Origin of the sequence: Streptomyces sp. NPDC001851 (assembly GCF_040297165.1) — a bacterium.
In the GTDB taxonomy this organism is placed as follows: domain Bacteria; phylum Actinomycetota; class Actinomycetes; order Streptomycetales; family Streptomycetaceae; genus Streptomyces.
The window spans coordinates 263,689-286,491 of sequence record NZ_JBEOYR010000011.1 but is presented as its reverse complement, the minus strand read 5'-3'; the positions used below and the strand labels follow the sequence as shown (position 1 = coordinate 286,491).

Annotated in this window: 23 protein-coding genes; 11 read left to right on the top strand and 12 right to left on the bottom strand. The window is 72.2% G+C overall.

Annotation, left to right across the window (positions count from 1 at the left end; genetic code table 11):
- Positions 1-20: 20 nt before the first annotated feature.
- The 3 genes from ABT171_RS19020 to ABT171_RS19010 all read right to left on the bottom strand — a co-directional run bounded on the left by ABT171_RS19020 (position 21) and on the right by ABT171_RS19010 (position 3,262).
- The gene (locus ABT171_RS19020; RefSeq protein WP_351245144.1) at positions 21-989 is read right to left on the bottom strand and encodes a hypothetical protein; all 969 of its coding nucleotides are present in this window, start codon (positions 987-989) and stop codon (positions 21-23) included.
- 114 nt (positions 990-1,103) lie between these two features.
- The gene (locus ABT171_RS19015) at positions 1,104-2,108 is read right to left on the bottom strand and encodes a zinc-dependent alcohol dehydrogenase (protein WP_351245142.1); all 1,005 of its coding nucleotides are present in this window, start codon (positions 2,106-2,108) and stop codon (positions 1,104-1,106) included.
- Positions 2,105-3,262 carry a mandelate racemase/muconate lactonizing enzyme family protein gene (locus ABT171_RS19010; RefSeq protein WP_351245140.1) on the bottom strand — a complete coding sequence of 386 codons (1,158 nt, stop codon included), beginning with the start codon at positions 3,260-3,262 and terminating at the stop codon, positions 2,105-2,107. The genes ABT171_RS19015 and ABT171_RS19010 overlap by 4 nt, the downstream gene beginning before the upstream one ends.
- 200 nt (positions 3,263-3,462) lie before the next feature.
- Here ABT171_RS19010 and ABT171_RS19005 point away from each other — a divergent pair, with 200 nt between their 5' ends.
- Together ABT171_RS19005 and ABT171_RS19000 are read left to right on the top strand one after the other, a co-directional pair.
- A complete protein-coding gene (locus tag ABT171_RS19005) occupies positions 3,463-4,458 on the top strand; it encodes an SCO2400 family protein (RefSeq protein ID WP_351245138.1) in 996 nt (331 codons plus the stop codon).
- 225 nt (positions 4,459-4,683) lie between these two features.
- On the top strand, positions 4,684-5,838 hold the full coding sequence (locus ABT171_RS19000; RefSeq protein ID WP_351245136.1) for a serine hydrolase domain-containing protein: 1,155 nt from the start codon (positions 4,684-4,686) through the stop codon (positions 5,836-5,838).
- 176 nt (positions 5,839-6,014) lie between these two features.
- On the opposite strand, the gene ABT171_RS18995 is transcribed toward ABT171_RS19000, so the two are convergent.
- The gene (locus ABT171_RS18995; protein ID WP_351245134.1) at positions 6,015-6,434 is read right to left on the bottom strand and encodes an organic hydroperoxide resistance protein; all 420 of its coding nucleotides are present in this window, start codon (positions 6,432-6,434) and stop codon (positions 6,015-6,017) included.
- 95 nt (positions 6,435-6,529) lie between these two features.
- A complete protein-coding gene (locus ABT171_RS18990) occupies positions 6,530-7,564 on the bottom strand; it encodes an NADP-dependent oxidoreductase (RefSeq protein ID WP_351245132.1) in 1,035 nt (344 codons plus the stop codon).
- Positions 7,565-7,653: 89 nt separating this feature from the next.
- Here ABT171_RS18990 and ABT171_RS18985 point away from each other — a divergent pair, with 89 nt between their 5' ends.
- Genes ABT171_RS18985 through ABT171_RS18975 form a run of 3 tightly spaced genes read left to right on the top strand, consistent with a single transcriptional unit; the run spans position 7,654 to position 9,525 of the window.
- A complete protein-coding gene (locus tag ABT171_RS18985; RefSeq protein ID WP_351245130.1) occupies positions 7,654-8,091 on the top strand; it encodes a MarR family winged helix-turn-helix transcriptional regulator in 438 nt (145 codons plus the stop codon).
- Positions 8,092-8,110: 19 nt separating this feature from the next.
- Positions 8,111-8,914 carry an EI24 domain-containing protein gene (locus ABT171_RS18980; protein ID WP_351245128.1) on the top strand — a complete coding sequence of 268 codons (804 nt, stop codon included), beginning with the start codon at positions 8,111-8,113 and terminating at the stop codon, positions 8,912-8,914.
- Positions 8,911-9,525 carry a LysE family translocator gene (locus ABT171_RS18975; protein WP_351245126.1) on the top strand — a complete coding sequence of 205 codons (615 nt, stop codon included), beginning with the start codon at positions 8,911-8,913 and terminating at the stop codon, positions 9,523-9,525. Before ABT171_RS18980 ends, ABT171_RS18975 begins: the two co-directional genes overlap by 4 nt.
- 16 nt (positions 9,526-9,541) lie before the next feature.
- Here ABT171_RS18975 and ABT171_RS18970 read toward each other — a convergent pair whose 3' ends face one another.
- A complete protein-coding gene (locus ABT171_RS18970; RefSeq protein WP_351245124.1) occupies positions 9,542-10,477 on the bottom strand; it encodes a LysR family transcriptional regulator in 936 nt (311 codons plus the stop codon).
- A gap of 58 nt (positions 10,478-10,535) precedes the next feature.
- On the opposite strand from ABT171_RS18970, the gene ABT171_RS18965 reads away from it, so the two are divergent.
- The 4 genes from ABT171_RS18965 (at position 10,536) to ABT171_RS18950 (ending at position 15,374) form a co-directional block, all read left to right on the top strand.
- Complete coding sequence (locus ABT171_RS18965; RefSeq protein WP_351245122.1) at positions 10,536-11,360, top strand: NAD(P)-dependent oxidoreductase; 825 nt, start codon at positions 10,536-10,538, stop codon at positions 11,358-11,360.
- 10 nt (positions 11,361-11,370) lie between these two features.
- Entirely contained in the window at positions 11,371-11,757 is a 387-nt protein-coding gene (locus ABT171_RS18960; protein WP_351245121.1) for a RidA family protein, read from the top strand.
- Between the two features lie 137 nt (positions 11,758-11,894).
- Positions 11,895-14,336 (top strand): glycoside hydrolase family 3 protein, encoded by a 2,442-nt coding sequence (locus tag ABT171_RS18955; RefSeq protein ID WP_351245119.1) that lies wholly within the window; start codon positions 11,895-11,897, stop codon positions 14,334-14,336.
- A gap of 132 nt (positions 14,337-14,468) precedes the next feature.
- Positions 14,469-15,374 (top strand): hypothetical protein, encoded by a 906-nt coding sequence (locus tag ABT171_RS18950; RefSeq protein WP_351245117.1) that lies wholly within the window; start codon positions 14,469-14,471, stop codon positions 15,372-15,374.
- Here the strand turns inward: ABT171_RS18950 and ABT171_RS18945 are convergent.
- Positions 15,371-16,273: an SGNH/GDSL hydrolase family protein gene (locus tag ABT171_RS18945; RefSeq protein ID WP_351245115.1), complete on the bottom strand. Its 903-nt coding sequence runs from the start codon at positions 16,271-16,273 to the stop codon at positions 15,371-15,373. The two genes, ABT171_RS18950 and ABT171_RS18945, sit on opposite strands and share 4 nt — an antisense overlap.
- A 264-nt stretch (positions 16,274-16,537) precedes the next feature.
- Here ABT171_RS18945 and ABT171_RS18940 point away from each other — a divergent pair, with 264 nt between their 5' ends.
- Positions 16,538-17,032, top strand: a complete 495-nt coding sequence (locus ABT171_RS18940; protein WP_351245113.1) for a DUF3145 domain-containing protein — start codon at positions 16,538-16,540, stop codon at positions 17,030-17,032.
- A 65-nt stretch (positions 17,033-17,097) separates the two neighbouring features.
- On the opposite strand, the gene fabF is transcribed toward ABT171_RS18940, so the two are convergent.
- From fabF to fasR, 5 genes are all read right to left on the bottom strand, one after another.
- Complete coding sequence (gene fabF / locus ABT171_RS18935; RefSeq protein WP_351245111.1) at positions 17,098-18,369, bottom strand: beta-ketoacyl-ACP synthase II; 1,272 nt, start codon at positions 18,367-18,369, stop codon at positions 17,098-17,100.
- A gap of 85 nt (positions 18,370-18,454) precedes the next feature.
- Positions 18,455-18,703 (bottom strand): acyl carrier protein, encoded by a 249-nt coding sequence (locus ABT171_RS18930; protein ID WP_067123645.1) that lies wholly within the window; start codon positions 18,701-18,703, stop codon positions 18,455-18,457.
- An 81-nt stretch (positions 18,704-18,784) separates the two neighbouring features.
- The gene (locus ABT171_RS18925) at positions 18,785-19,816 is read right to left on the bottom strand and encodes a ketoacyl-ACP synthase III (protein WP_351245109.1); all 1,032 of its coding nucleotides are present in this window, start codon (positions 19,814-19,816) and stop codon (positions 18,785-18,787) included.
- 11 nt (positions 19,817-19,827) lie between these two features.
- Positions 19,828-20,754: an ACP S-malonyltransferase gene (locus ABT171_RS18920; RefSeq protein WP_351245107.1), complete on the bottom strand. Its 927-nt coding sequence runs from the start codon at positions 20,752-20,754 to the stop codon at positions 19,828-19,830.
- Between the two features lie 89 nt (positions 20,755-20,843).
- Positions 20,844-22,049, bottom strand: coding sequence for a fatty acid biosynthesis transcriptional regulator FasR (gene fasR / locus ABT171_RS18915; RefSeq protein WP_351245105.1), 1,206 nt, complete (start codon positions 22,047-22,049; stop codon positions 20,844-20,846).
- 96 nt (positions 22,050-22,145) lie between these two features.
- Between fasR and ABT171_RS18910 the strand changes: the two genes are divergently transcribed.
- Positions 22,146-22,799 (top strand): pirin family protein, encoded by a 654-nt coding sequence (locus ABT171_RS18910; protein WP_351245177.1) that lies wholly within the window; start codon positions 22,146-22,148, stop codon positions 22,797-22,799.
- Positions 22,800-22,803: the final 4 nt, after the last annotated feature.

Genomic DNA, 22,803 nt, shown 5'->3' with positions numbered 1-22,803 from the left:
GAGGGGTCACTTACGGCGGTTCACGCGTCGGCGGGGAAGCGGTGGAGAGCCCCCGGCAGCCGGGAGCCGAGCGGCGCCATGTCGCCGTCCGCGCCGTGCCGGGCGAGCAGGTCCAGGGCGAGCCGGCCGCGCCGCACCCGCTCCCGGGCGGTGTCCAGGGTCACGTCCCGCAGATGGGTGCCCCACGGGTAGATGCCGGGCGCCTTGGACAGGCCGAACTTCAGGTAGAGCGGGGCGCCGCGCCGGATCAGCTCGGCGACCTCGTACATGCGCACATAGCCGCCCAGGTCGTCGGGGGCCTCGATGTACATGTCCATCGGTGCGCCGGAGACGCGCCGGATCTCGGTGAGGTGGTCCAGCGTCAGATCGCTGGGCACGTTGACGGAGTCGGCGCCGAGCCGCTCGTAGACGGCGTAGGAGGCCGGGTTGACGGGGCCGATCAGCGCCGAGACCTTCAGCGTGGTGTCGGCCGGGATGATGCCGTTCTCCCGCGCCCGGTGCAGGGTCCACAGCACGCCCTCGTCGGCGACCAGCAGGCACTTGACGCCCAGCTCGGTCGCCCGTACGGCGTCCTCGACGCATCCGGCGACGGCGTCGTGGCCCCGTGCGCGCAGTCCGGCCCCCCGCGAGTCGGACCGTACCGAGCCGCCGATGTCCCAGGTGCCGCGCGGGCCGGTGAACAGGCACAGTTCGATGTCGCGCTCGTCGGTGGCGTCGACCATCTCGGTGATCTCGGCGTCGGTGAGCATCCACACGCCGCTGCCCTGGCTGATCCGGTGGATCGGCACATCGAGACGGGAGGCCTCCTTCAGGACGACCGCCAGCGCTTCGGGACCCTCGCACGAGGGGATCTCGGTGCGCCAGCGGCCGCCGCCCGGGAAGCTGTGGGCGGAGGAGTCGGCGGGGTCGAGGGCGGGCGCGGCCAGGCCGAGGGCGGCGAGCACCTGTTCGCCGGGCCTGCGGGCTGCCGGGGCGGAAGCGTCGGTCACAAGCTGTCCTTTGTGTTCGATATTTCGGACGAGGTTCGCGGCTCGGAGCAGAAAAAAGGGCTGGTGGTACGCCGGTCAGGGCGCCGTCAGGTCACACCCTGACCGGCGTACGTTTCAGGGGCGGAGCAGCACCTTGCCCACCTTCGGATCACCGGCCCCGACCAGTTCGATGGCCTGCGGGAACCCGGTCAGCGGCAGCTCGTGTGTGACCAGCGGCAGCGGGTCGAGCAGCCAGGCGCCGAACATCCGCACGGCGTGCGCCCAGGCGTCCGGCGGTGCCCCGAAGACGGTGTGCACCTCCAGCTGCCGTACGACGAGATCGGTCGGGTCGAGCCCGTCCGCGCCCGGCGCCGGGATCCCGGTCAGCACCAGCCGTCCGCCGCGCCGGAGCAGGGAGGCGGCGGTCCGCGCGGCGGACGCGGACCCGGCGGTCTCGATGACGACGTCGAAGTGGTCGGGCAGCTCCTGGTCCTTCAGCCGGAAGTCGGTGGCGCCGAACCGCCCGGACAGCGCCTCCCGGTCGTCGCGGGTGCCCACCACCAGCAGCTCGGCCGGTGAGACCGCCCTCAGGAACTGCACCGCGAACATCCCGAGCGTGCCCGTGCCGACCACCGCGACCCGCTCGCCCGGCCGGGCGCCCGCCTTGAGCGCGGCGGCCGCGATGCAGGCGGCCGGCTCCAGCAGGGCGGCGGCGGTGAGGTCGGCGTGGTCCGGCAGGGCGTGCAGCAGCCGGGCCGGCAGGGTGAGCGTGCCGGCCATGGCGCCCGGCCGGGTGAACCCGGTCTCCTCGTACCCGGCCGTGCACAGCGTGGTCTCGCCGGCGTGGCAGCGGTCGCACACCTGGCAGTTGCGGAAGCCCTCCCCGACGACCTTGCGGCCGACCAGGGACGCGGGGACCCCCGGCCCCACCTTCGCGACCGTCCCCGACCACTCGTGCCCGGGCGTGAGCGGATACCGCACATACCCCTTTGGCCGGTTGCCCTGGTACACCTCGCGGTCACTGCCGCAGATGCCCACCGCGTGCACGGCCACCAGCGCCTCCCCGGGGCCGGGATCGCGAGGAGTGTGCTCCTCGACCCGGTGGGCGCCCGGCGCCTCCACGACGACCTGGGAGCTCACTTCGTACCCTTCGGCTTGCGCTGCTCCCAGCCCTCGGCCCACAGGTCGAACCGGGCCTGCTGCTGCGGGAACTCGGCGGCGGCGTCGACGTCCAGCTCGACGCCGAGACCGGGCGCGCCGGACAGGTGGAAGTAGCCGTCCACGACCTGCGGCGCCCCCTTGACCACCTTCTTGATCTCCGCGTCCGCGAAGTCGTTGAAGTGCTCAAGGATCTTGAAGTTCGGTGCGGTGAAGCCGACTTGGAGACTCGCGGCGGTGAGCACGGACCCGCCCACGTTGTGCGGCGCGACCAGCATGTAGTGCGTCTCGGCGGTCGCCGCGAGCTTGCGGGTCTCCCAGATGCCCCCGATGTGGCCGACGTCGGGCTGGATGATGTCCACGGCCTGGCTGTCGAACAGCTCGCGGAACTCGATCCGGTCGTGGATCCGTTCACCGGTGGCGACCGGGACGTCCACCTTGGCCGCGACCTTCTCCAGCGCCTTCAGGTTCTCCGGCGGGACCGGCTCCTCCAGCCAGGCCGGCTTGAAGGGGGCCATCTCCCTGGCCAGCCGGACGGCGGTCGCGGGGGAGAAGCGGCCGTGCATCTCCAGCATCAGCTCGGCGTCCGGCCCGATGGCGTCGCGCACGGCCTCGATGAGCGAGACCGCGTACAGGGTCTGCTCGTGGTCCAGCTCGAAGTGCCCGGTGCCGAACGGGTCGATCTTGAGCGCGCGGTACCCGCGCTCCATCACCCCCTGGGCGGCCTTGTGGTACGCCTCCGGAGTTCGCTCGGTCGTGTACCACCCGTTGGCGTACGCCTTGACCTTGTCGGTCACCTTGCCGCCGAGCAGCTGCCAGACCGGTACGCCCAGCGCCTTGCCCTTGATGTCCCAGCAGGCCATCTCGACGACCGCGATGCCGGACATCACGATCTCACCCGCGCGACCGTAGTCGCCGTACTTCATCCGGCGTACGAGATCCTCGACGGCGAACGGATCCGAGCCGAGAATGTGATTGGCCTCGGCCTCCCGCAAGTAGCCGATCAGCGCGTCGGTGTGACCGAGCATCCGGGTCTCCCCGACTCCCGTGACCCCCTCGTCGGTGTGCACCTGGACGTAGGTCAGGTTGCGCCACGGCGTGCCGACCACGTGCGTGCTGATTCCGGTGATGCGCACGGCAGTTGCCCCTCAGCTGTTCGAGATTTCGTCACACGTTCGAAATGCTGGCGTGACAGTAAGGACGGGGTGGTCGGGGTGTCAATGGGTCGAACAGGTAATGGTTTCGACAAGCCTTTCGAGAATTATTTCGCTTTCTACGAAACCTTCACAGCGGTGCCTAGGAACATGCCCCATGGGGAATCTAGTCTTCCGGCGTCATGGACTACTGCCACCCGTGCCAACGGCACCTCAACGGCGCCCTGGCCTGCCCCGGGTGCGGAGCACCGGCACGCCCGACCGCGGAAGCGACGGTCGCGTACGCCCACGCGGGCACGGGTGGGATGCCGGGGTACGGCGTCCCTCAGCAGTACGCGCAGCCCGAGTCCCACGAGTACCGCATTCCCCAGCAGTACGAGCCGGCCGGGCCGGAACAGGTGGTGTGGCCGACGAGGCCCGAGCGGCAGGACGCCTGGGCGCCCGAAGCGGAGACCGGGCCGGCACCCGACAGCGACCTGGCCCCCGAGCCCGGGCCCGACCGCGGATACGACCCCGAGCCCGAGCCGGACCCCGGATACGACGCCGAGTCCGAGGCGGACCCCGGATACGACCCCGACGCCGACCCCGAGCCCGGTGGCCGGGCCGCCCGGCGCAGGGGGCGCGGCACCGCCACCGTGAGCCCCGCCGACGCCGACGCCAGCCGCCGTGACCGCAAGGCCGCGGCACACCGGCGCCGGCGCCGCCGCGCGCTGCTGGTCACCGCGGGCTTCGTACTGGCCGCGGGCGGCCTCAGCCTCGCCGAACTCGGCACGGACGCGCCCTTCTCGCCCTTCACCAGCGGCCGGCCCGACCCGGCCTCGGACACCGCGGCCGACGGGGGCACCTCCTCCGCGTCGCCCGGTACCACGGCCGGCCCGGTCGACGGCGCCTCCGGCACGCGGCCGGGCGCGGCCGGCTCCGCCTCCCCGGACGCCTCGCCCCGCGCGTCGGCCTCCAAGTCCCCGAAGGGCAAGGACTCCGCGTCGCCCGACGCCAAGAGCACCGGCACGGCGCGGCCGACTGCCGCGACGGGCTCAGGCGCGACCTCCAAGGCCCCGGCGCCCCCCGCCGCGTCCAGGCCCGCCCCCGCTCCGTCCAGCGCCCCGACGACGTCCGCCCCCTCCCCGACGCCCGCGCCCACCAGGACCTGCACCCGCTTCCTGTGGTGGTGCACCTGAGCCGGTGGGGCATGCACCTGAGCCGGTGGTGCACCTGAGCCCTGGCGCGCGAGCGTGCACCACCCCGCGCCATCCGCCATCCGGGGCATCGATGACACCCCCGGCCGCCCACGACGGTTGAGTCGAACAGGCACAGCGCGCCGTACCGGTCTCGGGAACGTCCCGAGCGGGAACGGGCGTTGTCCTGCGAGGGAGCAGCGAGCAGCGGCTCAGTTGAGGAGAGCGATGACGCAGCAGATCACCGTCCAGGGCACGGTAGCCGAGGGTTTCGAGACGGTGCGTGAGGAGTTCGCCGCCTTCGTCGCGGGTGAACGCGACGACTACGAGGGCCAGTTGTGCGCGTATGTGCACGGACGGCGGGTCGTCGACCTGTGGGCGGGCGCGGAGGCGGACTCCCTGTACGGCGTGTTCTCGTCCGCCAAGGGCGCGGCGCACCTGGTGGTCGCACTGCTGGTGCAGGACGGCACCCTGGAGCTGGACCGCAAAGTGACCTACTACTGGCCCGAGTTCGCCGCCGAGGGCAAGGGCGCGGTGACCCTGAGAGAGCTGCTGGCGCACCGGGCGGGCCTGGTCGGCATCGACGCCGGGTTCTCCGTCGAGGAACTGGCCGACGACCGTGCGATGGCGGAACGGCTCGCCGACCAGAAGCCGTTCTGGCGCCCGGGGACGGCCTTCGGCTACCACGCGCTGGTGCTCGGCGCGCTCACCGGAGAGGTGGTCCGCCGGGCCACGGGCCACACGCTCCAGGAGGTGTACGAGGAGCGGGTGCGCGCCCCGTACGGCACGGACTTCTTCCTGGGCCTGCCCGAGTCCGAGGAGCCGCGCTTCCGCTCGGTCCAGCCGATGCTGCCGACCCCCGCGCAGCAGGCGTTGCTGGACGCCCGGCCGACCGGCCCGCACACCCTGGCCTCCATCGCCTTCAACACCCACGTCCCGGAGCCGGGCACCCTGGCGGACCACGCCAACTCCCGCCTCGTACGGGCCAAGGGACCGGCGTCGGCGGGCGGCGTCGCCTCCGCGCGAGGCCTCGCGCAGATGTACGCGGCGGCCATCAGCGAACTGGACGACCGGCCACCGCTGCTCAAGCCCGACACGGTCGCCGAGGTGGGCCAGATCCACTCCGTGGGCTACGACCTGGTGGCCCGCGCGCACAGGTCGTACGGCCTCGGCTTCCAGGCGACCGCCGACGCGTGGCACCCCGTCCTGGGCGCCGGCGCCTTCGGCCACAGCGGCGCGGGCGGCAGCCAGGCCTTCGCCGACCCGCGCAGTGGCCTGGCCTACGGCTACACGCGCCGCCGGATGGCGTTCCCGGGCGGTACGGCACCGGAGAACGACACGTTCGTGCGCGTGCTGCACCGGGCGGCGCTGGCGGCGAACTGAGGGCCGCTCCTGAAACCGGGGCGAGAGGGCCGGCCCGAAAGGGCGCGGGGAACCGCGCGAGCGACCCGCCACGACCCGCACCCGCGGTCCCACCGGACCCGGCGGACGCCCCCCGCCGAAAAGAGACCGCACCCCACGTCCAAGGGTGCGGCCTCCTCCGTACGCAACGACGACCGTCAGGCCAGCGTCACGGTGATGTTCCCCCGCGTCGCCTTCGAGTACGGGCACACCTGGTGGGCCTTCTCCACCAGCTCCCGCGCCACCTCGGGGGACACGCCGGGAATGCTCGCCGAGATCTCCACGATGATCCCGAACCCGTCGTCGTTCCTGCCGATCCCGACCTTGGCGGTGACGGTCGACCCGGAGACGTCGGCCCCCTCGGCGCGGGCGACCACGCCCAGCGCCCCCTGGAAGCAGGCGGAGTATCCCGCGGCGAACAGCTGCTCCGGGTTGGTCCCGGACCCGCTGCCGCCCATCTCCTTCGGCGGGTTCACGACGACGTCCAGTCGGCCGTCGTCCGTGGCGACCCGGCCGTCACGGCCGTTCTCGGCGGTGGCGACGGCGGTGTACAGGACATCGGACTGCGTGATGGGCATGCGGTTGTCTTCCTCCTCGGTCCGCCGCGACTCGCGCCCACGATCGACGACGGATTTCGGAATGAAGTTACCGCATGCCGGAAATTCAGTGAAGCCTAGAGCTTGACGACCATCTTTCCGATGTTGTCGCCGCGCAGGAGCCCGAGGAACGCCTCCAGGGTGTTCTCGATGCCCTCGACGACCGTCTCGCGGTACTTGAGCTCGCCCGAGGCGACCCAGGGCCCGACCTTCTGGACGAACTCCGGCTGCAGGTCGTAGTGGTCGCCGACCAGGAAGCCCTCGATGCGGCCCCGGGTCTGGATGAGGCGGGCGAGGTTCTTCGGCCCCGGCGCGGGCTCGGTGTTGTTGTAGACGGAGATCATGCCGCAGACGGCGATCCGGCCGCCCTGGTTCAGCGAACCGATCGCTGCCTCCAGGTGGTCCCCGCCGACGTTGTCGAAGTACACGTCGATGCCGTCGGGCGCGGCCTCGCGCAGCTGCTCGGCGACCGGGCCGTTCCTGTAGTTGAACGCGGCGTCGAAGCCGTACTCCTCGACCAGCAGCTTGACCTTCTCGTCGGACCCGGCCGAGCCGATGACCCGCGAGGCGCCCAGCAGCCTGGCGAGCTGGCCGACCTGGCTGCCGACGGCGCCGGCCGCGCCGGAGACGAAGACGATGTCGCCCTCCTTGAAGGAGGCGGTGCGCAGCAGGCCGGCGTAGGCGGTGAGGCCGGTCATGCCGAGCACGCCGAGGTACGCCGACAGCGGCACCTCGGGGGCCTTGTCGTCGACCTTGACGGCCGGGATGGCCGCCGGGCCCACCTTGACCGCGTTCTTCGCGTCCACGACCGCGTACTCGCGCCAGCCGAAGAAGTGCAGGACGTGGTCACCGGCCTCGATGCCCTCGGCGTTGGAGGTGATCACCTCGCCGACCGCGCCGCCCTGCATGACCTTGCCCAGCTCGAAGGGGGCGACGTACGACTTGGCCGCCGACATCCGGCCGCGCATGTACGGGTCCACGGACAGGAACTTGTTCCGTACCAGCACCTGGCCCTCGCCCGGGGCCGGGACGGGGGTCTCGACGAGCGCGAAGTCCTCGGGCTTCGGCCAGCCCTCGGGGCGGCTGAGCAGGTGCCACTCGCGGTTGATCATGACAGCGCCTTTCCTGATTACTTCAGTACCTGAAACAACCATGCGCTTCGATATTTCATGATGTCAAGTAAGCGGGTATTCTGGCGGTTATGGCCACACCACCGAAGACCCACCGCCCCGACGCCCTGACGATGGAGGTCGTCGAACTCATCGGGGACGTCGTGGCCCGCTTCTACGCGGACTACGAGGCAGCGGCGGGCGAGCACGCACTGACCGGACCGCAGGCCCGGCTCCTCAGCCTGCTGTCGGTGGAGCCGCTGCCCATGCGGAAGCTGGCGCACAAGCTGAAGTGCGAGCCGTCGAACGTCACGGGCATAGTGGACCGCCTGGAGTCCCGCGGCCTGGTGGAGCGCCGCCCCGACCCGGCCGACCGCCGGGTGAAGGTGGCCGCCGCCACCGACGACGGCCTGCGCGTCGCCCGCGACCTCCGCGAGGGCCTCCACTTCGCCCGCGAACCCCTCGCCGGTCTCTCCGAGGACGAACGCCGCTCCCTGCGCGATCTGCTGCGCCGCATGCTGGCCGGCTGACCATCGGTAGAGTTCCGCCATGCGCGATCTTGGGGCGGGATTCGGTCATCTGCTGAAGGGGCAGCGCTGGATGGCCCGGCACGGCCGCCAGTACGGCTTCGGGCTGCTGCCCGGGCTGATCACCCTGGTCCTCTACACGGCCGCGCTGGTCGCGCTCGCCGTGTGGGGCGAGGACGCGGTCACCTGGGCGACCCCGTTCGCGGACGACTGGTCCAGCCCCTGGCAGGGACTGTTCCGGGGTCTCCTCACGGCCGTCCTGTTCGCCCTCGGCCTGCTGCTGGCCGTGCTGACGTTCACCGCCGTCACCCTGCTGATCGGCCAGCCCTTCTACGAGAACCTGTCGGAGCGGGTCGACGCCGACGTCTCGCCCGACGGCACCGCCCCGCGGTCGGACCTGCCGCTCTGGCGCGAGCTGTGGATCTCGGCCCGGGACAGCCTGCGCGTCCTGGTACGGGCCGCGCTGTGGGGCGTACTGCTCTTCGCCCTCGGCTTCCTGCCGTTCGTCGGCCAGACCGTCGTCCCCGTGCTCGGCTTCTTCGTCACCGGCTTCTTCCTCACCGAGGAACTGGCCGCCGTGGCCCTGCAGCGCCGGGGCGTCGACCTGCGAGCCCGGCTCGCCCTGCTCCGCTCCCGCAAGACCCTGGTCTGGGGGTTCGGTACGCCCCTCGGCCTGGCCTTCCTGATCCCGTTCGTCGCGGTGTTCCTGATGCCGGGCGCGGTCGCGGGCGCCACGCTCCTCGCCCGCGACCTGCTGGGCGAGGACAGCGCCGACGACGACCCGGCTCCCGACGGGGAGCCCCGACCGGAGGATGTCACCCCATGACCCAGATACTCGCCGTCGCCGTCATCACGGTCCTCGCCGTGATCGCCCCCGGCGCCGACTTCGCGATGATCGTCCGCAACAGCTACCTGTACGGCCGCCGCACCGGCCTGCTCGCCGCCGCGGGCGTCGCCGCCGGCGTCCTGGTCCACGTCACCTACACCCTGCTCGGCGTCGGCCTGCTGATCGCCTCCTCCACCGCCCTGTTCACGGTGATCAAGCTGATCGGCGCGGCCTACCTGGTCTACGTCGGCATCCGCACCTACCGCACCCGCGGCGAGCTCAGGATCGACCTGGACGACCGGCGCGAGCTGACCCCGTTCGCCGCGCTGCGCACCGGCTTCCTCACCAACGTGCTCAACCCGAAGACGACCCTCTTCGTCGTCTCCACCTTCGCCCAGGTCGTCAGCCCGGACACCCCGCTGTACCGGCAGGTGGGCTACGGCCTGTTCATGTCGCTCGCCCACCTGCTGTGGTTCGGCGTGGTCGCCGCGTTCTTCTCGCAGGCCCGGATGCGGGCCCTGATGCTGCGCGGCCAGAAGATCCTCAACAAGGTCATCGGCTCGGTCCTGGCCGGCCTCGGCATCAGCCTCGCGCTCGCGCCGTCGCACTGAGCGGCACCGCTCCGGCTCAGCGCGGGATCCGCCGCGCCGCCTCCCGGAGCGCCGCCACGAAGGCCCGGGCCGCCGCCGTCGGCGACCGTCCCCGCACCGTCGCCGCGTACACGGTCCGCGGCGGGGCGTCCTCGGCGTGCACCGGCAGCAGGGCGACATCCGGACGCACGGACGCGGCGGCCAGTGCCGGGACCAGGGTCACGCCCAGGCCGGCCGCGACGTAGCCCTGCTTCGCGGTCCACTCGGCGACGACATGGGCGACGCGCGGCCGGAAACCCTGCCGTACGGCCGCGTCGAGGAGGGTGCCCCCGGGCCGGGCGCTGCCGGCGATCCAGTCGGCGTCGGCGAGCCGGGCCAGCCGCACCGGCTCGCCGGCCGCGGCGAGCGGATGGCCGGCGGGGACGGCGACGTACAGGGTCTCGTCGAGGAGGTGGTGCAGCGCATACGCCTCCAGCGGGGCGCGGCCCGTCGTCGAGACCACCGCGAGGTCGAGCCGGCCGGCCGTCAGCCGGTCCAGCAGGGCAGGGGAGAGGCCCTCCTCGCGCGTGACGCGCACCCGGGGGTGACGGGCCCGGAAGGCGGCCAGCGCGTGCGGGACGAGCGCGGCGTCGGCGGTGGCGAACGCGCCGAACCGCAGCCGCCCGCCCGTTGCCGTGCGCAACTCGGCCAGCTCCCGCGTGGCGCCGCGCAGCGACTCCGCCACGGCCTCGGCGTACGGCACCAGCGCCCGGCCGGCCTCCGTGAGCCGCACCCCCCGCGGCAGCCGGTCGAAGAGCGGACCGCCGCCGAGGGCGGCCTCCAGTGACGAGATCTGCCGGGACACCGCGGACTGGGTCCAGCCCAGCGTGCGCGCGGCCACGGTGAACGAACCGTGCCGGGCGACCTCCAGGAACACGCGCAGCCAGACGGTGGACAGATCGGGAAGCTCGGGCTCGGCATGCGGAGACGGCATGGCACTGATGCTAGACATTCGCTTGTCGCATCGCACGGCCGGTCCTAGCGTCGACGGCATGGAGCACACGGAGAAGATCGCCTTCCTGGGGCTGGGCCACATGGGCGCCCCGATGGCCCGCAGGCTGCTCACGGCCGGTCACCCGCTCACCGTCTGGAACCGCACCCGGGCGCGCGCCGAGCCGCTCGTCGCCGAGGGAGCCGCGCTCGCCGGGTCGCCGGCCGGCGCCGTGCGGGACGCCGACGTCGTGATCACCATGCTCGCCGGACCGGACGCGCTCACCGCCGTCGCCGACGCCGTCGCGCCGGAACTGCGGCCGGGCACGACCTGGATCGAGATGTCCACCGTGGGACCGGACGCCGTACGGGAGCTGGCCGCACGCCTGAAGGACGGCGTGAACCTGGTCGACGCACCGGTCACGGGCAGCACGGACCGGGCCGCCGAGGGCACGCTCGGCATCCTCGCGGGCGGCGACACCGCCGCCGTCGACCATGTCCTCGCCCGCCTCGGCACGGTCACCCGCACCGGTCCGCCCGGCTCGGGCGCGGCGCTCAAACTCGTCGTCAACACGGCGGTGATCGGCGGCGTCGGCATTGTCGCCGAGGCGCTGCGGCTCGCCGCCGCGCTGGGCCTCGACGGCGACACCGCCCGCGATGCCCTGAGGGCGGGCCCGCTCGGCGGCGCCGTGGAGCGTGCCTTCGCCGACGGGGTGCTGTTCACCACCGACCTGGCCGTCAAGGACCTCCGGATCGCCACGAGTGCCACCGAACTCCCGGTCACCACAACGGTGTTGGAACGCCTCAGGCGGACCACCCGGCACGAACCGGCCCTGTCCCACGCCGACATCGCGCAGGCGGCCACCCACATCATCCGTACCAGCTGAAGGAGCCCCCGTGCAGATCACCCTGGACAGCCCCGCCTGCGCACCGCAGCCCCTCAGCCCCTACTACTCCCAGGTGGCCCGCGTCGAACACGCCGACGGCAGCGCCCTGTTGTTCCTCTCGGGCCAGATCGCCGAGGGCACCACCCTGGCGGACCAGACCCGCGGAGCCTTCGAGACGATCGACGCGCTGCTCAAGGCCCACGGCGCGACGCTCGCGGACGTCATCAACATCCGCACGTACCTGACCGACATCACCAGACTCGGCGAATACGGCGCGGTACGCCGGGAGTTCCTCCCGGGCACCCCGCCGACGAGCATGACCTTCGAAGTACCGCGGCTGTTCCGCCCGGAGGCACAGGTGGAGATCGAGGTCGTCGCGGCGGTTCGGGGTGGGTGACTGACGGCTGTCCGGCTGCGGCCCGGTGGCGGACTGATCCGGCTCAGGGTTCAAGAGCCACGGGGCGGTCTTGATTCCCTGGCAGGCAGCGGAGGCAGGATTGAGGCGTCCGCGCGCGTCAACGAGGAGGCACCGCGATGGCGGGATCACAGCCCAGCCCGGCCGACACGGCCCGTGAGGCGGTCGTCGAGGCCGCTCTCCGCAAGCTCGGTCTCGACGCCAAGGCGCGGCTGCTGGCCGGCCAGGACGTGTGGAGTCTGCCCGCGCTGCCGGAGATCGGACTGCGGTCCCTGGTGATGTCCGACGGCCCGATCGGCGTGCGCGGCGTGCGCTGGAGCGCCGACGACCCCTCCGTCGCCCTGCCCTCGCCCACCGCGCTCGCCGCCACCTGGGATCCCGGACTCGCCCGCCGGGCGGGTGTGCTGCTCGCCCAGGAGGCCCGTCGCAAGGGCGTCCATGTGCTGCTCGCGCCCACGGTCAACCTGCACCGGTCCCCGCTCGGCGGCCGGCACTTCGAGTGCTACAGCGAGGACCCGTATCTCACCGGCGTGATCGGCAGCGGGTATGTCGCCGGCGTCCAGTCCGGCGGAGTCGGCACCACCGTCAAGCACTTCGTGGCCAACGACGCCGAGACCGACCGGTTCACCGTGGACAACGTCGTCCCCGAACGCGCCCTGCGCGAGCTGTACCTGGCCCCGTTCGAGGCCATCGTCGAGAACGCCCGCCCCTGGGGTGTCATGACCGCCTACAACTCCGTCAACGGCATGACGATGACCGAGCACCGGCATCTGGTGGGCGAAGTCCTGCGGGGTGAATGGGGATTCGACGGGTTCAACGTGTCCGACTGGATGGCCGCCCGGGACACCGTCGGCGCGATCGAGGGCGGCCTGGACGTGGCCATGCCCGGGCCGCGGACCGTCTACGGCGAGGCCCTCGCCCAGGCCGTACGCGACGGCCGCGTCGCCGAGGCCACCGTCGACGCGGCCGTGCGGCGCGTCCTGCGGCTCGCCGCCCGCGTCGGGATCCTCGACGGTGCCGAACCCGTCGTGGCCGAACCGCCCGCGCCCGTCGACGGCGAGGCCCTCGCCCGCGAGATCGCCCGCCGCTCCTTCGTCCTCGTCCGCAACGAGAACGCCGCCCTGCCCCTGAAACCGAACGGCACGGTGGCCCTCATCGGCGCCGCCGCCCGCGATGCCCGCGTCCTCGGCGGCGGCTCGGCCACCGTCTTCCCGGCCCGGATCGTCTCCCCGCTCGACGGCCTCACCGCCGCACTCCCCGAGGGCACCCTCAGCTACGCCGTCGGCGCCGACCCGGCCACCGAACTCGCCGTCGCCGACCGGGGGTTCCGGCTCGGCGCCGTCTGCCGCGACAGCGACGGCCGGGTCATCGGCACCCGCTCCGCCCCGAACGGCCTGATCCAGTGGATGGGCTCCGACCTCCCCGAGGGCGTCACCCACGGCACCCTGCACACCGTCGAGCTCACCGGAACCTTCACCCCGCGCACGACCGGCCCGCACACCTTCGGCATCAAGGGCATGGGCCCCTTCACCCTCACCATCGACGGGACGACGTACTACGACGACGTCCAGCGCCCCGACAAGCAGGACCCCTTCGAGGTCTTCTTCGGCGCTCCCGTGCCCCGGGCCCGGGCCGAACTCACCGCCGGCGAGCCGGTCGACGTCTCCCTCACCCATGTCGTCCGGCTCCCCGAGGACATCCCGATGAAGGTCGTCGCCTTCGCGCTCGCCCACGCCGAGCCGCAGCGCGACCCCGACGAGCTGATCGCCGAGGCCGTCGAGACGGCGCGCAACGCCGACACCGCCGTCGTCATGGTCGCCACCACCGACCGGGTCGAGTCCGAGGGCTTCGACCGTACGGACCTGAGGCTCCCCGGCCGCCAGGACGACCTGGTCCGCGCCGTCGCCGCCGCCAACCCGAACACGGTCGTGGTCGTCAACTCCGGCTCACCGGTCGAACTGCCCTGGCGGAACGAGGCCGCCGCCGTCCTGCTCAGCTGGTTCCCCGGCCAGGAGGGCGGCGCCGCCCTCGCCGACGTCCTCACCGGCACCCACGAACCCGGCGGCCGGCTCCCCACCACCTGGGGCTCCCTCACCGACGCCCCGGTCACCCAGGTCGTCCCCACCGACGGTGAACTTCGCTACTCCGAGGGCGTCTTCATCGGCTACCGCGCCTGGGAGAAGTCCGGCCGCACCCCCGCATACCCCTTCGGCCACGGCCTCGGCTACACCGACTGGTCCTACGAGGCCCTGGACGTCGACGGCACCACCGTGCGCATCCGCCTGCGCAACACCGGCGAGCGCCCCGGCCGGGAGGTCGTCCAGGTCTACGTCGCCCCGGCCGGGCCCGGCCCCGAGCGCCCGGCCCGGCAGCTGGCCGGCTTCGCCTCCGCCGAGGCCGGTCCCGGCGAGAGCGCCGAGGTGACGGTCGCCCTGCCGCGCCGCGCCTTCGAGGTCTGGGACGAAGAGGCGAAGACGTGGGCGGTTGTGAAGGGTTCGTACGAGATCGCCGTCGGACGCTCGATCGCGGACCGCAGGCTCGCCGCACCTATTAACGTCTGATCCGGGACAAGTCCCCCCACGAGCAGCCCCGGTCCGGGACCTGACCCCTGGACCGGGGCTCGTCACCTCCGGATACGGATAGACTCCCGGCCCGCGAACACCGGAACACACCGGGCACGGGGGAGAGACATCGTGTATCCAGGCCAGCAGCCGGGGCCGTACGGCCAGCAGCAGCCGACGGGGCCGTACGGGCAGCCGCCGCAGTACCAACAGCCGTACCAGCAGCCGTATCCGCCGCAGTACCAGCAGCCGTATCCGCAGCAGCCCTACCCGCCGCAGCAGCCGTATCCGCCCCAGGGGCACCCGCAGCAGCCCCCCCAACCACCCGCCCAGCACGTCGGCGAGGGACGGATGCGGCTGGACCCGAACCTCAGCCCGGCCCAGCGTGATCTGGCGCTGAGGATCCAGGCCAAGTCCAAGCCGATGGCCTACGGCATGGTCCTCGGCATCCCGCTCACCTTCGGCGGTGTCCACTACGGCATCACGCGGCAGCCCGCCGGCTTCGTCGCGGCGCTCGCCGGACTCGGCCTGCTGGCCTTCGGTGTCTTCTCGCTGCTGCAGATGCAGGCCCTCAAGCGGCAGCTGCGGCTCGTCACGGCCGACGCCTGGCGCTCCCCGGCCGCGCATCTGCCCGGCGCCCGCAAGGCCGCGACCCAGGCCGCCTACCTCAACGGCCTGCTGGTCCTGCTGTCCCTCGCCGCGACCGGCTATCTGCTCTACAAGGGCGCCGGCTGGGGCGCGTACGGCAACTCGCTCGGCTTCGGCGCGCTGATGCTGGGCGCGGCCCTGCCCTTCGGGATGGCGCTGGCCGCCGCGACCACCATTCCGCAGTTGCTCCAGGTGATTCCGGCCGGGGCGAAGGTGGGGCGGAGCCTGTACTCCATCATCTTCGTGCTGGCCACGACGGTGACGGGGGAGGGCATCAAGGGCCTGGACCTCCCCGGGATCGCCGTCGGCGGCGGCACGCTGCTGATCTGCGGCGCCGCGATGTCCCTGCTGACCAAGGCGGCCAAACGGATGCGCGGCGAGACCAGCTAGCGGACCTGGGCGACCGGACGGGGCGCGATGATCGTCCGGTACGCGATCGCCGCCAGCCGGGCCTGGCCGTCCCTGCTGGGGTGGAACCAGTCCCAGTGGCTGAGCTGGTCGGTGTCGAAGCGGTAGTCGTACACCGCGTTGTTGTCGAAACGGCAGCGGCGGTCCTTGGCGCAGACCTCCTTCAGCACCTTGTTGTACTCCACCACCCGCCGCTGCACCTGGTCCCGGCGCAGCGTGGCCGCGCCGGTCAGGTCGTCCGCGTCGGACAGCATCGACGGACAGATGCCGAGCTTCCACACCTGCTTGCCCAGCGGATCGGCCCGGCCCTCGGACCACAGCCGCTTCAGGTTCGGCACGCTCGCCACGTACACTTGCGTCTTCGGCCGCGCCGCACGCAGGGTGTGCAGCGCCTCCTCGAACTGCGCACGGAAGTCGGCCACCGGGGTCATCGCCGACGCCGACGCACGGCAGGCGTCATTCGCGCCCACCATCACCGTCACCAGCTCCGGGCCGCGGGCCGCCGCCTGGGCCATCTGCCCCGGCAGGTCAGCCATGCGGGCGCCGGTCTGCGCGTAGTTCCAGCTGCGCTCCGCCGCGCCCGTGACCCCGAGCAGGCGCACCGCCAGGCTGTCGACCTTCGCGTCGCTGCCGGTCGCCCACGACACCTCGGGGCAGTCCGACAGCACCGTGCACGCGTCGAAGCCGCGCGTGATGGAGTCGCCGACCGCGGCGATCGAGGCCGGGCTGCGGTTCCACACCGGCGCGGGCCTGGCGGCGCGCGCCTTGGTGCCCTCGGGCGCGGGCGAACTGCCGCCCCCGGCGTCGCACCCGGCGACGCCCAGCACGGCGGCCGCCACGACGGCGGCAGCGGCCCGCCCACGGCTGCTTCGCTTCCGCATCCCCTGGTGATCCCCTCGTCGTCGAATCCGGTGTTCGGGTGCTTCTTTCCATAACAACGTGCGAGGGTTCCCGACCTGGCACCTTGGAACGGAGTACCCCCGTACAAGCGTCCCCCTGGGTGAATGGCAGAGGTTTCCCGGCGCCGGGAGCGACGGTACGTCACACTCCTTGCACCGCCGCAGGGTAGCCTCGCCATCAACGCGGCCGTCGTGCCACTGCCGCCAGCCAGTCCGCAAGATGTCCCGCTCTGCCCGGAGGTTCCGGTGACGACACGTGGAGTTCTGTACGTGCACTCCGCGCCGCGCGCGCTGTGCCCGCACGTCGAGTGGGCCATCGCCGGGGTGCTCGGCACGCGCGTCAACCTCGACTGGATCCGGCAGCCCGCGGCCCCCGGCACCTGGCGCTCGGAGTTCTCCTGGCAGGGCGAGGCGGGCACGGCCTCCAAGCTGGCCTCCGCGCTGCGCGGCTGGCACCTGCTCCGCTTCGAGGTCACCGCGGAGCCCTGCGCGACCGCCGAGGGCGAGCGCTACAGCTGCACCCCCGACCTCGGCATCTTCCACGCCGTCACCGGCATCCACGGCGACATCCTCATCCCCGAGGACCGCCTGCGCGCGGCGCTGACACGGTCCCAGCGGGACGAGACCGACCTGGAGGCCGAGATCGCCAAGCTCCTCGGCAAGCCCTGGGACGACGAGCTGGAGCCCTTCAGGTACGCCGGCGAAGGCGCCCCGGTCCGCTGGCTGCACCAGGTGGTGTGAGTTCCCGCAACCGACTGCATGAGAAAAGGGCCCCTGCCGAGCGGCAGGGGCCCTCACTCACGTTCTCAGACGGTCCTGAACGCCAGGACCACGTTGTGGCCGCCGAAGCCGAACGAGTCGTTCAGCGCGGCGATGCGGCCCTCGACCGGGAGCTTGCGGGCCTCCCCGCGGACGACGTCCGCGTTGGCCTCCGCCTCGGGGTCGATGTTCTCGACGTTGATCGTCGGCGGCGCCACCCGGTGGTACAGCGCGAGCACGGTCGCGACCGACTCCACACCGCCCGCGCCACCGAGCAGGTGACCGGTCATCGACTTGGTCGCGGAGACCGCCATGTGGTCCGCGTCGTCGCCGAACACCTTCCGCAGCGCCTTCAGCTCGGCGATGTCACCGGCCGGCGTCGACGTGGCGTGCGCGTTGACGTGCACGATCTCGGCCGGGTCCAGGTCGGTGTTGTCCAGCAGGTTCTGCAGCGCGTGCGAGATGCCGCGGCCCTCGGGCTCCGGCTGCACGATGTCGTGGCTGTCGGCGGAGATGCCCTGTCCGACGGCCTCCGCGTAGACGCGTGCCCCGCGCTTCGCGGCGTGCTCGGCGGACTCCAGGACGATCACGCCGGCGCCCTCGCCGAGGACGAAGCCGTCGCGGTCGACGTCGTAGGGGCGCGAGGCACCCTGCGGGTCCTCGTTGTTCTTGGACATCGCCATCATGTTGCCGAACGCGGCGATCGGCAGCGGGTGGATGGCCGCCTCCGTACCGCCGGCGACGACGACGTCGGCGCGGCCGGTGCGGATCATCTCGATGGCGTAGCCGATGGCCTCGGCGCCCGAGGCGCACGCGGAGACCGGCGTGTGCACACCCGCACGGGCGCCCACCAGCAGGCCCACGTTGGCCGAGGGGCCGTTCGGCATCAGCATCGGGACGGTGTGCGGGGAGACGCGGCGGACGCCCTTCTCCTTCAGCACGTCGTACTGGTCCAGCAGGGTCGTCACGCCGCCGATGCCGGAGGCGATGACCGCGCCCAGCCGGTCGGGGTCGACGGACCCGTCCTCGCCGGCCTTGCCGGTGAAGCCGGCGTCCTTCCAGGCCTCCTGGGCCGCGATCAGCGCGAACTGCGCCGAGCGGTCCAGCTTGCGGGCCTGCGGCCGCGGGAGGACCTCGGTGGGCTCCACGGCGACCGGGGCCGCGATCTTGACGGCCTGCTCGGCCGCCCAGTCCTGCTCCAGGGGCTTGACGCCGGACTTGCCGGCGACCAGACCCTCCCAGGTCGAGGCTGCGTCGCCACCCAGCGGTGTGGTTGCGCCGATACCGGTGACGACCACGGTGCGATTGGTCGGGCTCACGGGAATTCTTTCTCCAACAGATGCGGGATCTACGGCGCCACCGCCGGGTGGCGGGGCCTTGCAGCCTTGAGGCCTAAGGGGTGACTCAGGCCTGGTGCTTGAGGATGTAGTCGGTCGCGTCGCCGACGGTCTTGAGGTTCTTGACGTCCTCGTCCGGGATCTTCACGTCGAAGCGCTCCTCGGCGGCGACGACGACCTCGACCATGGACAGCGAGTCGACGTCCAGGTCGTCGGTGAAGGACTTGTCCAACTGGACGTCCTCAACCGGGATGCCAGCGATCTCGTTCACGATCTCGGCGAGACCCTTGACGATCTCTTCCTGAGTGGCGGCCATGTCAGGCGCTCCTTCTTCGATGTTCCAGACGGTTTGTGGCATTTGCTGCCGTGCCGGATCGCAGGATCCGGCACGGAGTGCCTAGGGGAGGGTAACGACCGTGGCGGCGTACACGAGACCCGCCCCGAAGCCGATGACGAGCGCGGTGTCGCCGCTCTTCGCCTCCCCGGTCGCCAGAAGCCGCTCCATCGCGAGCGGAATCGAGGCGGCCGAGGTGTTGCCGGTGGTACGGATGTCCCGGGCGACCGTGACATGCTCCGGCAGTTTGAGGGTCTTCACCATCGAGTCGATGATCCGCACATTGGCCTGGTGCGGGATGAAGACGTCCAGCTCATCCGGGCTGATCCCGGCCGCGTCCAGCGCCTGCTGGGCGACCTTCGCCATCTCGAACACGGCCCAGCGGAACACCGCCTGGCCCTCCTGCGTGATGGCGGGGAACTTGACGTTGCCCTCGCTGTCCACGGGCAGCGCGCCGAGGTCACCGATACGGAACCGGTCCCAGGGGACGGTCTGCTTGATCGTTTCGGACTTGTCGCCCTCGGAGCCCCACACGGTGGGGCCGATCGCCGGCTCCTCGGAGGGGCCGACGACGACCGCGCCGGCGCCGTCGCCGAACAGGAAGGCCGTGGCCCGGTCCTCCAGGTCGGTCAGGTCGCTGAGCCGCTCCACGCCGATCACGAGCACGTACTCGGCGGAACCTTCCACCACCATGCCCTTGGCGAGGGTCAGGCCGTAACCGAAGCCCGCGCAGCCCGCCGAGATGTCGAACGCGGCGGCCTTGTTCGTGCCCAGCTTGTCGGCGATCTCGGTGGCGACGGCCGGGGTCTGGCTGAAGTGCGAGACGGTCGAGACGACCACGGCACCGATCTGCCCGGCGCCGATACCGGCGTCCGCGATGGCCTTGCCGGCCGCCTCGACCGACATCGCGGCCACGGTCTCCTCGGGGCCGGCCCAGTGCCGGGTCTCGATGCCGGAGCGCGAACGGATCCACTCGTCGGACGAGTCGATCTTCTCCAGGATCACCTCGTTGGGCACCACCCGCGTCGGCCGGTAGCCGCCGACACCGAGGATGCGCGCATACGGGGCGCCCTTGCTGGGCTTGATCTTCGCCATGTGCGGGCTCCTTAGGCGCCGGCGTGCTCAGCGATGAGCGCGCGGGCCGCGTCGAGATCGTCGGGGGTCTTCAGGGCCAGCGTCGTGACGCCGGGCAGCGCCCGCTTGGCCAGGCCGGTCAGGGTGCCGCCCGGGCACACCTCGATGAGCGCGGTGACGCCGAGCTCCTTGAAGGTCTCCATGCACAGGTCCCAGCGCACGGGGTTGGCGACCTGGCCGACCAGCCGGTCCAGCACCTCCGCGCCGGAGGCGACGGTCCGTCCGTCCTTGTTGGAGACGTAGGGCACCTTGGGGTCGGCGGGCGTGAGCTCCGCGGCGGCCTTGGCCAGCGTCTCGACGGCGGGCGCCATGTGGCGGGTGTGGAAGGCGCCGGCGACCTTCAGCGCGACGACCTTGCGGACCCCCTCGGGCTTGTCCTCGTTCAGCGCGGCCAGCTGCTCCAGGGTGCCCGCGGCGACGATCTGGCCCGCGCCGTTGATGTTCGCCGGGGTCAGGCCCAGCCTCTCCAGGTGCGCGACCGAGGTCTCGGGGTCGCCGCCGAGCAGCGCCGACATGCCGGTCTCGGTGATCGCGGCGGCGTCGGCCATCGCCAGACCCCGCTTGCGTACGAGGCCCAGCGCGGCGGTGTCGTCCAGGACGCCGGCGAAGGCGGCGGCGGTGATCTCACCGACACTGTGACCCGCGACCGCGCCCGGCGCGACCTCCGCGATGTCACCGAGTGCCGCGGCGGACAGCAGTCCGGCGGCGACCAGCAGCGGCTGGGCCACCGCGGTGTCACGGATGGCGTCGGCGTCGGCCTGGGTGCCGTAGTGGACCAGGTCCAGTCCGATGGCGTCCGACCAGGCCGCCACACGGTCGGCGGCGCCGGGCAGTTCGAGCCAGGGGGTCAGGAAGCCGGGCGTCTGGGCGCCCTGGCCGGGAGCGACGAGTACGAGCACTCTCACACTCTCTCTTGGGGACGGGCACGGCCGCCCGTGAGGACAGGGACGAAGAACACGAAGGGCTTTTGTGGGGCCCCGACAAAACCCTATGCCTGGGTCTCGCCGTCGGCCAGACGCCCGAGGATCAGCGCGATCCGCAGTGTGAAGGCGGATCGTACATCCGACGGAGACCAACCGGTGACGTCTGTCACACGTCGGAGCCGGTAGCGCACGGTGTTCGGGTGAACGAAGAGCATTCGGGCCGCGCCTTCCAGGCTGCTCGCCTGCTCCAGATAGACACTCAGTGTTTCCAGCAGAGCCGAGCCCGCTTCCTCCAGCGGTCTGTAGATCTCCTCCACCAGCTGCTCGCGGGCGCCCGGATCACCCGCGATCGCCCGCTCCGGCAGCAGATCGTCCGCCAGCACCGGCCGCGGTGCGTCCTGCCAGGCGGAACACGCCTTCAGGCCCGCGGCGGCGGCCTGCGCGGACCGCGTGGCGGCCAGCAGATCGGGGACGACCGGCCCCGCGACCACCGGTCCGGCGGCGAAGGGCCCGATCAGCGACTTGGCCACCGCGAGCGGATTGCTGCTGCCCCCGGCGATCACGACCAGCCGGTCCCCGAGCACCCCGGTGAGCACCTGGAGCTTGGCGTGCCGGGAGGCCCGCCGAATGGCCTCGACGGTCAGCTCACTGTCACCGTCCGGCGCCGTCCCCAGCACGACGCACACATGCTCGGGCGAGTTCCACCCGAGGGCGGCGGCCCGGCTGACGGCACCTTCGTCCGCCTCCCCGCTCAGCACCGCGTTGACGACCAGCGACTCCAGCCGCGCGTCCCAGGCACCGCGTGCCTCGGCGGCCTGGGCGTACACCTGCGCGGTGGCGAAGGCGATCTCCCGCGCGTACACGAGCAGGGCCTCGCGCAGCACACTCTCGTCCCCCGGCGCGGCCACCTCGTCGATGGCGCTCTCCATCACCTCGATGGTGGTCCGCACCATCTCCACGGTCTGGCGCAGCGTGATGGCCCGGGTCAGCTCGCGCGGGGCGGTGCCGAAGACATCGGTGGAGATCGCCTGCGGGGCGTCCGGGTGCCGGAACCACTCGGTGAAGGCCGCGATGCCCGCCTGGGCGACCAGCCCGATCCAGGAACGGTTCTCCGGGGGCATGGCCCGGTACCACGGCAGGGTCTCGTCCATCCGCGCGATGGCCTGCGCGGCGAGAGACCCGGAGGACTTCTCCAGCCGCTTCAGGGTCGCGGCGTGCGGATGGACGGCGTGTGCGTGGGGATCGCTGCGGTGGGATTCGGGTTCGGGCACGGGGACAAGACTGCCTTATCCGGACGCGGAGGTGTTCCGCCGGGTCAGGGGTGAGGGGCGGGCGCGGTTCCCCGCGGGTCTACCGTGGTGCGCGTGATGGACGTACGGCGCGCCGGTGAGCGCTACCCCGGGGGCGAGGCGGAGGCCGGGATCGAGTCGTGGCACGCCTTCTCCTTCGGGCCGCACTACGACCCCGGCAACCTCCGCTTCGGCACGCTGATCGCCTGCAACGAAGAGCGCCTCGCACCCGGCGCCGGCTTCGACGAGCACCCGCACAGCCACACCGAGATCATCACGTGGGTCGTCGAGGGGGAGCTGACCCACCGCGACTCCACGGGGCATGAGACGCGGGTCCGCCCCGGGGACGTCCAGCGGCTCAGCTCGGCGGCGGGCGTCCGGCACGTGGAGCGCAACGACGGCGACACCGCGCTGACCTTCCTCCAGATGTGGCTGGCGCCCCTGGAGCCGGGCGGCGAGCCGTCGTACGAGGTCGTCCGCGGGATAGCCGACTCCACCCCGTACGCCGTCCCCGAAGCGGGCGCGATGCTGCACGTACGGCGGCTGGCGGCGGGGGAGCGGACTGCGGTGCCGGACGCGGCGCACGCGTACGTCCATGTCGTACGCGGCGAGGTCCGGCTGGCCGGCTGGGAACTGGCGGCGGGAGACGCGGCACGCATCACGGACGCCGGGGATCTGGAGGCGGTCGCGGTGACGCGTGCCGAGGTGCTGATGTGGGAGATGGCGCGCTGAGCGG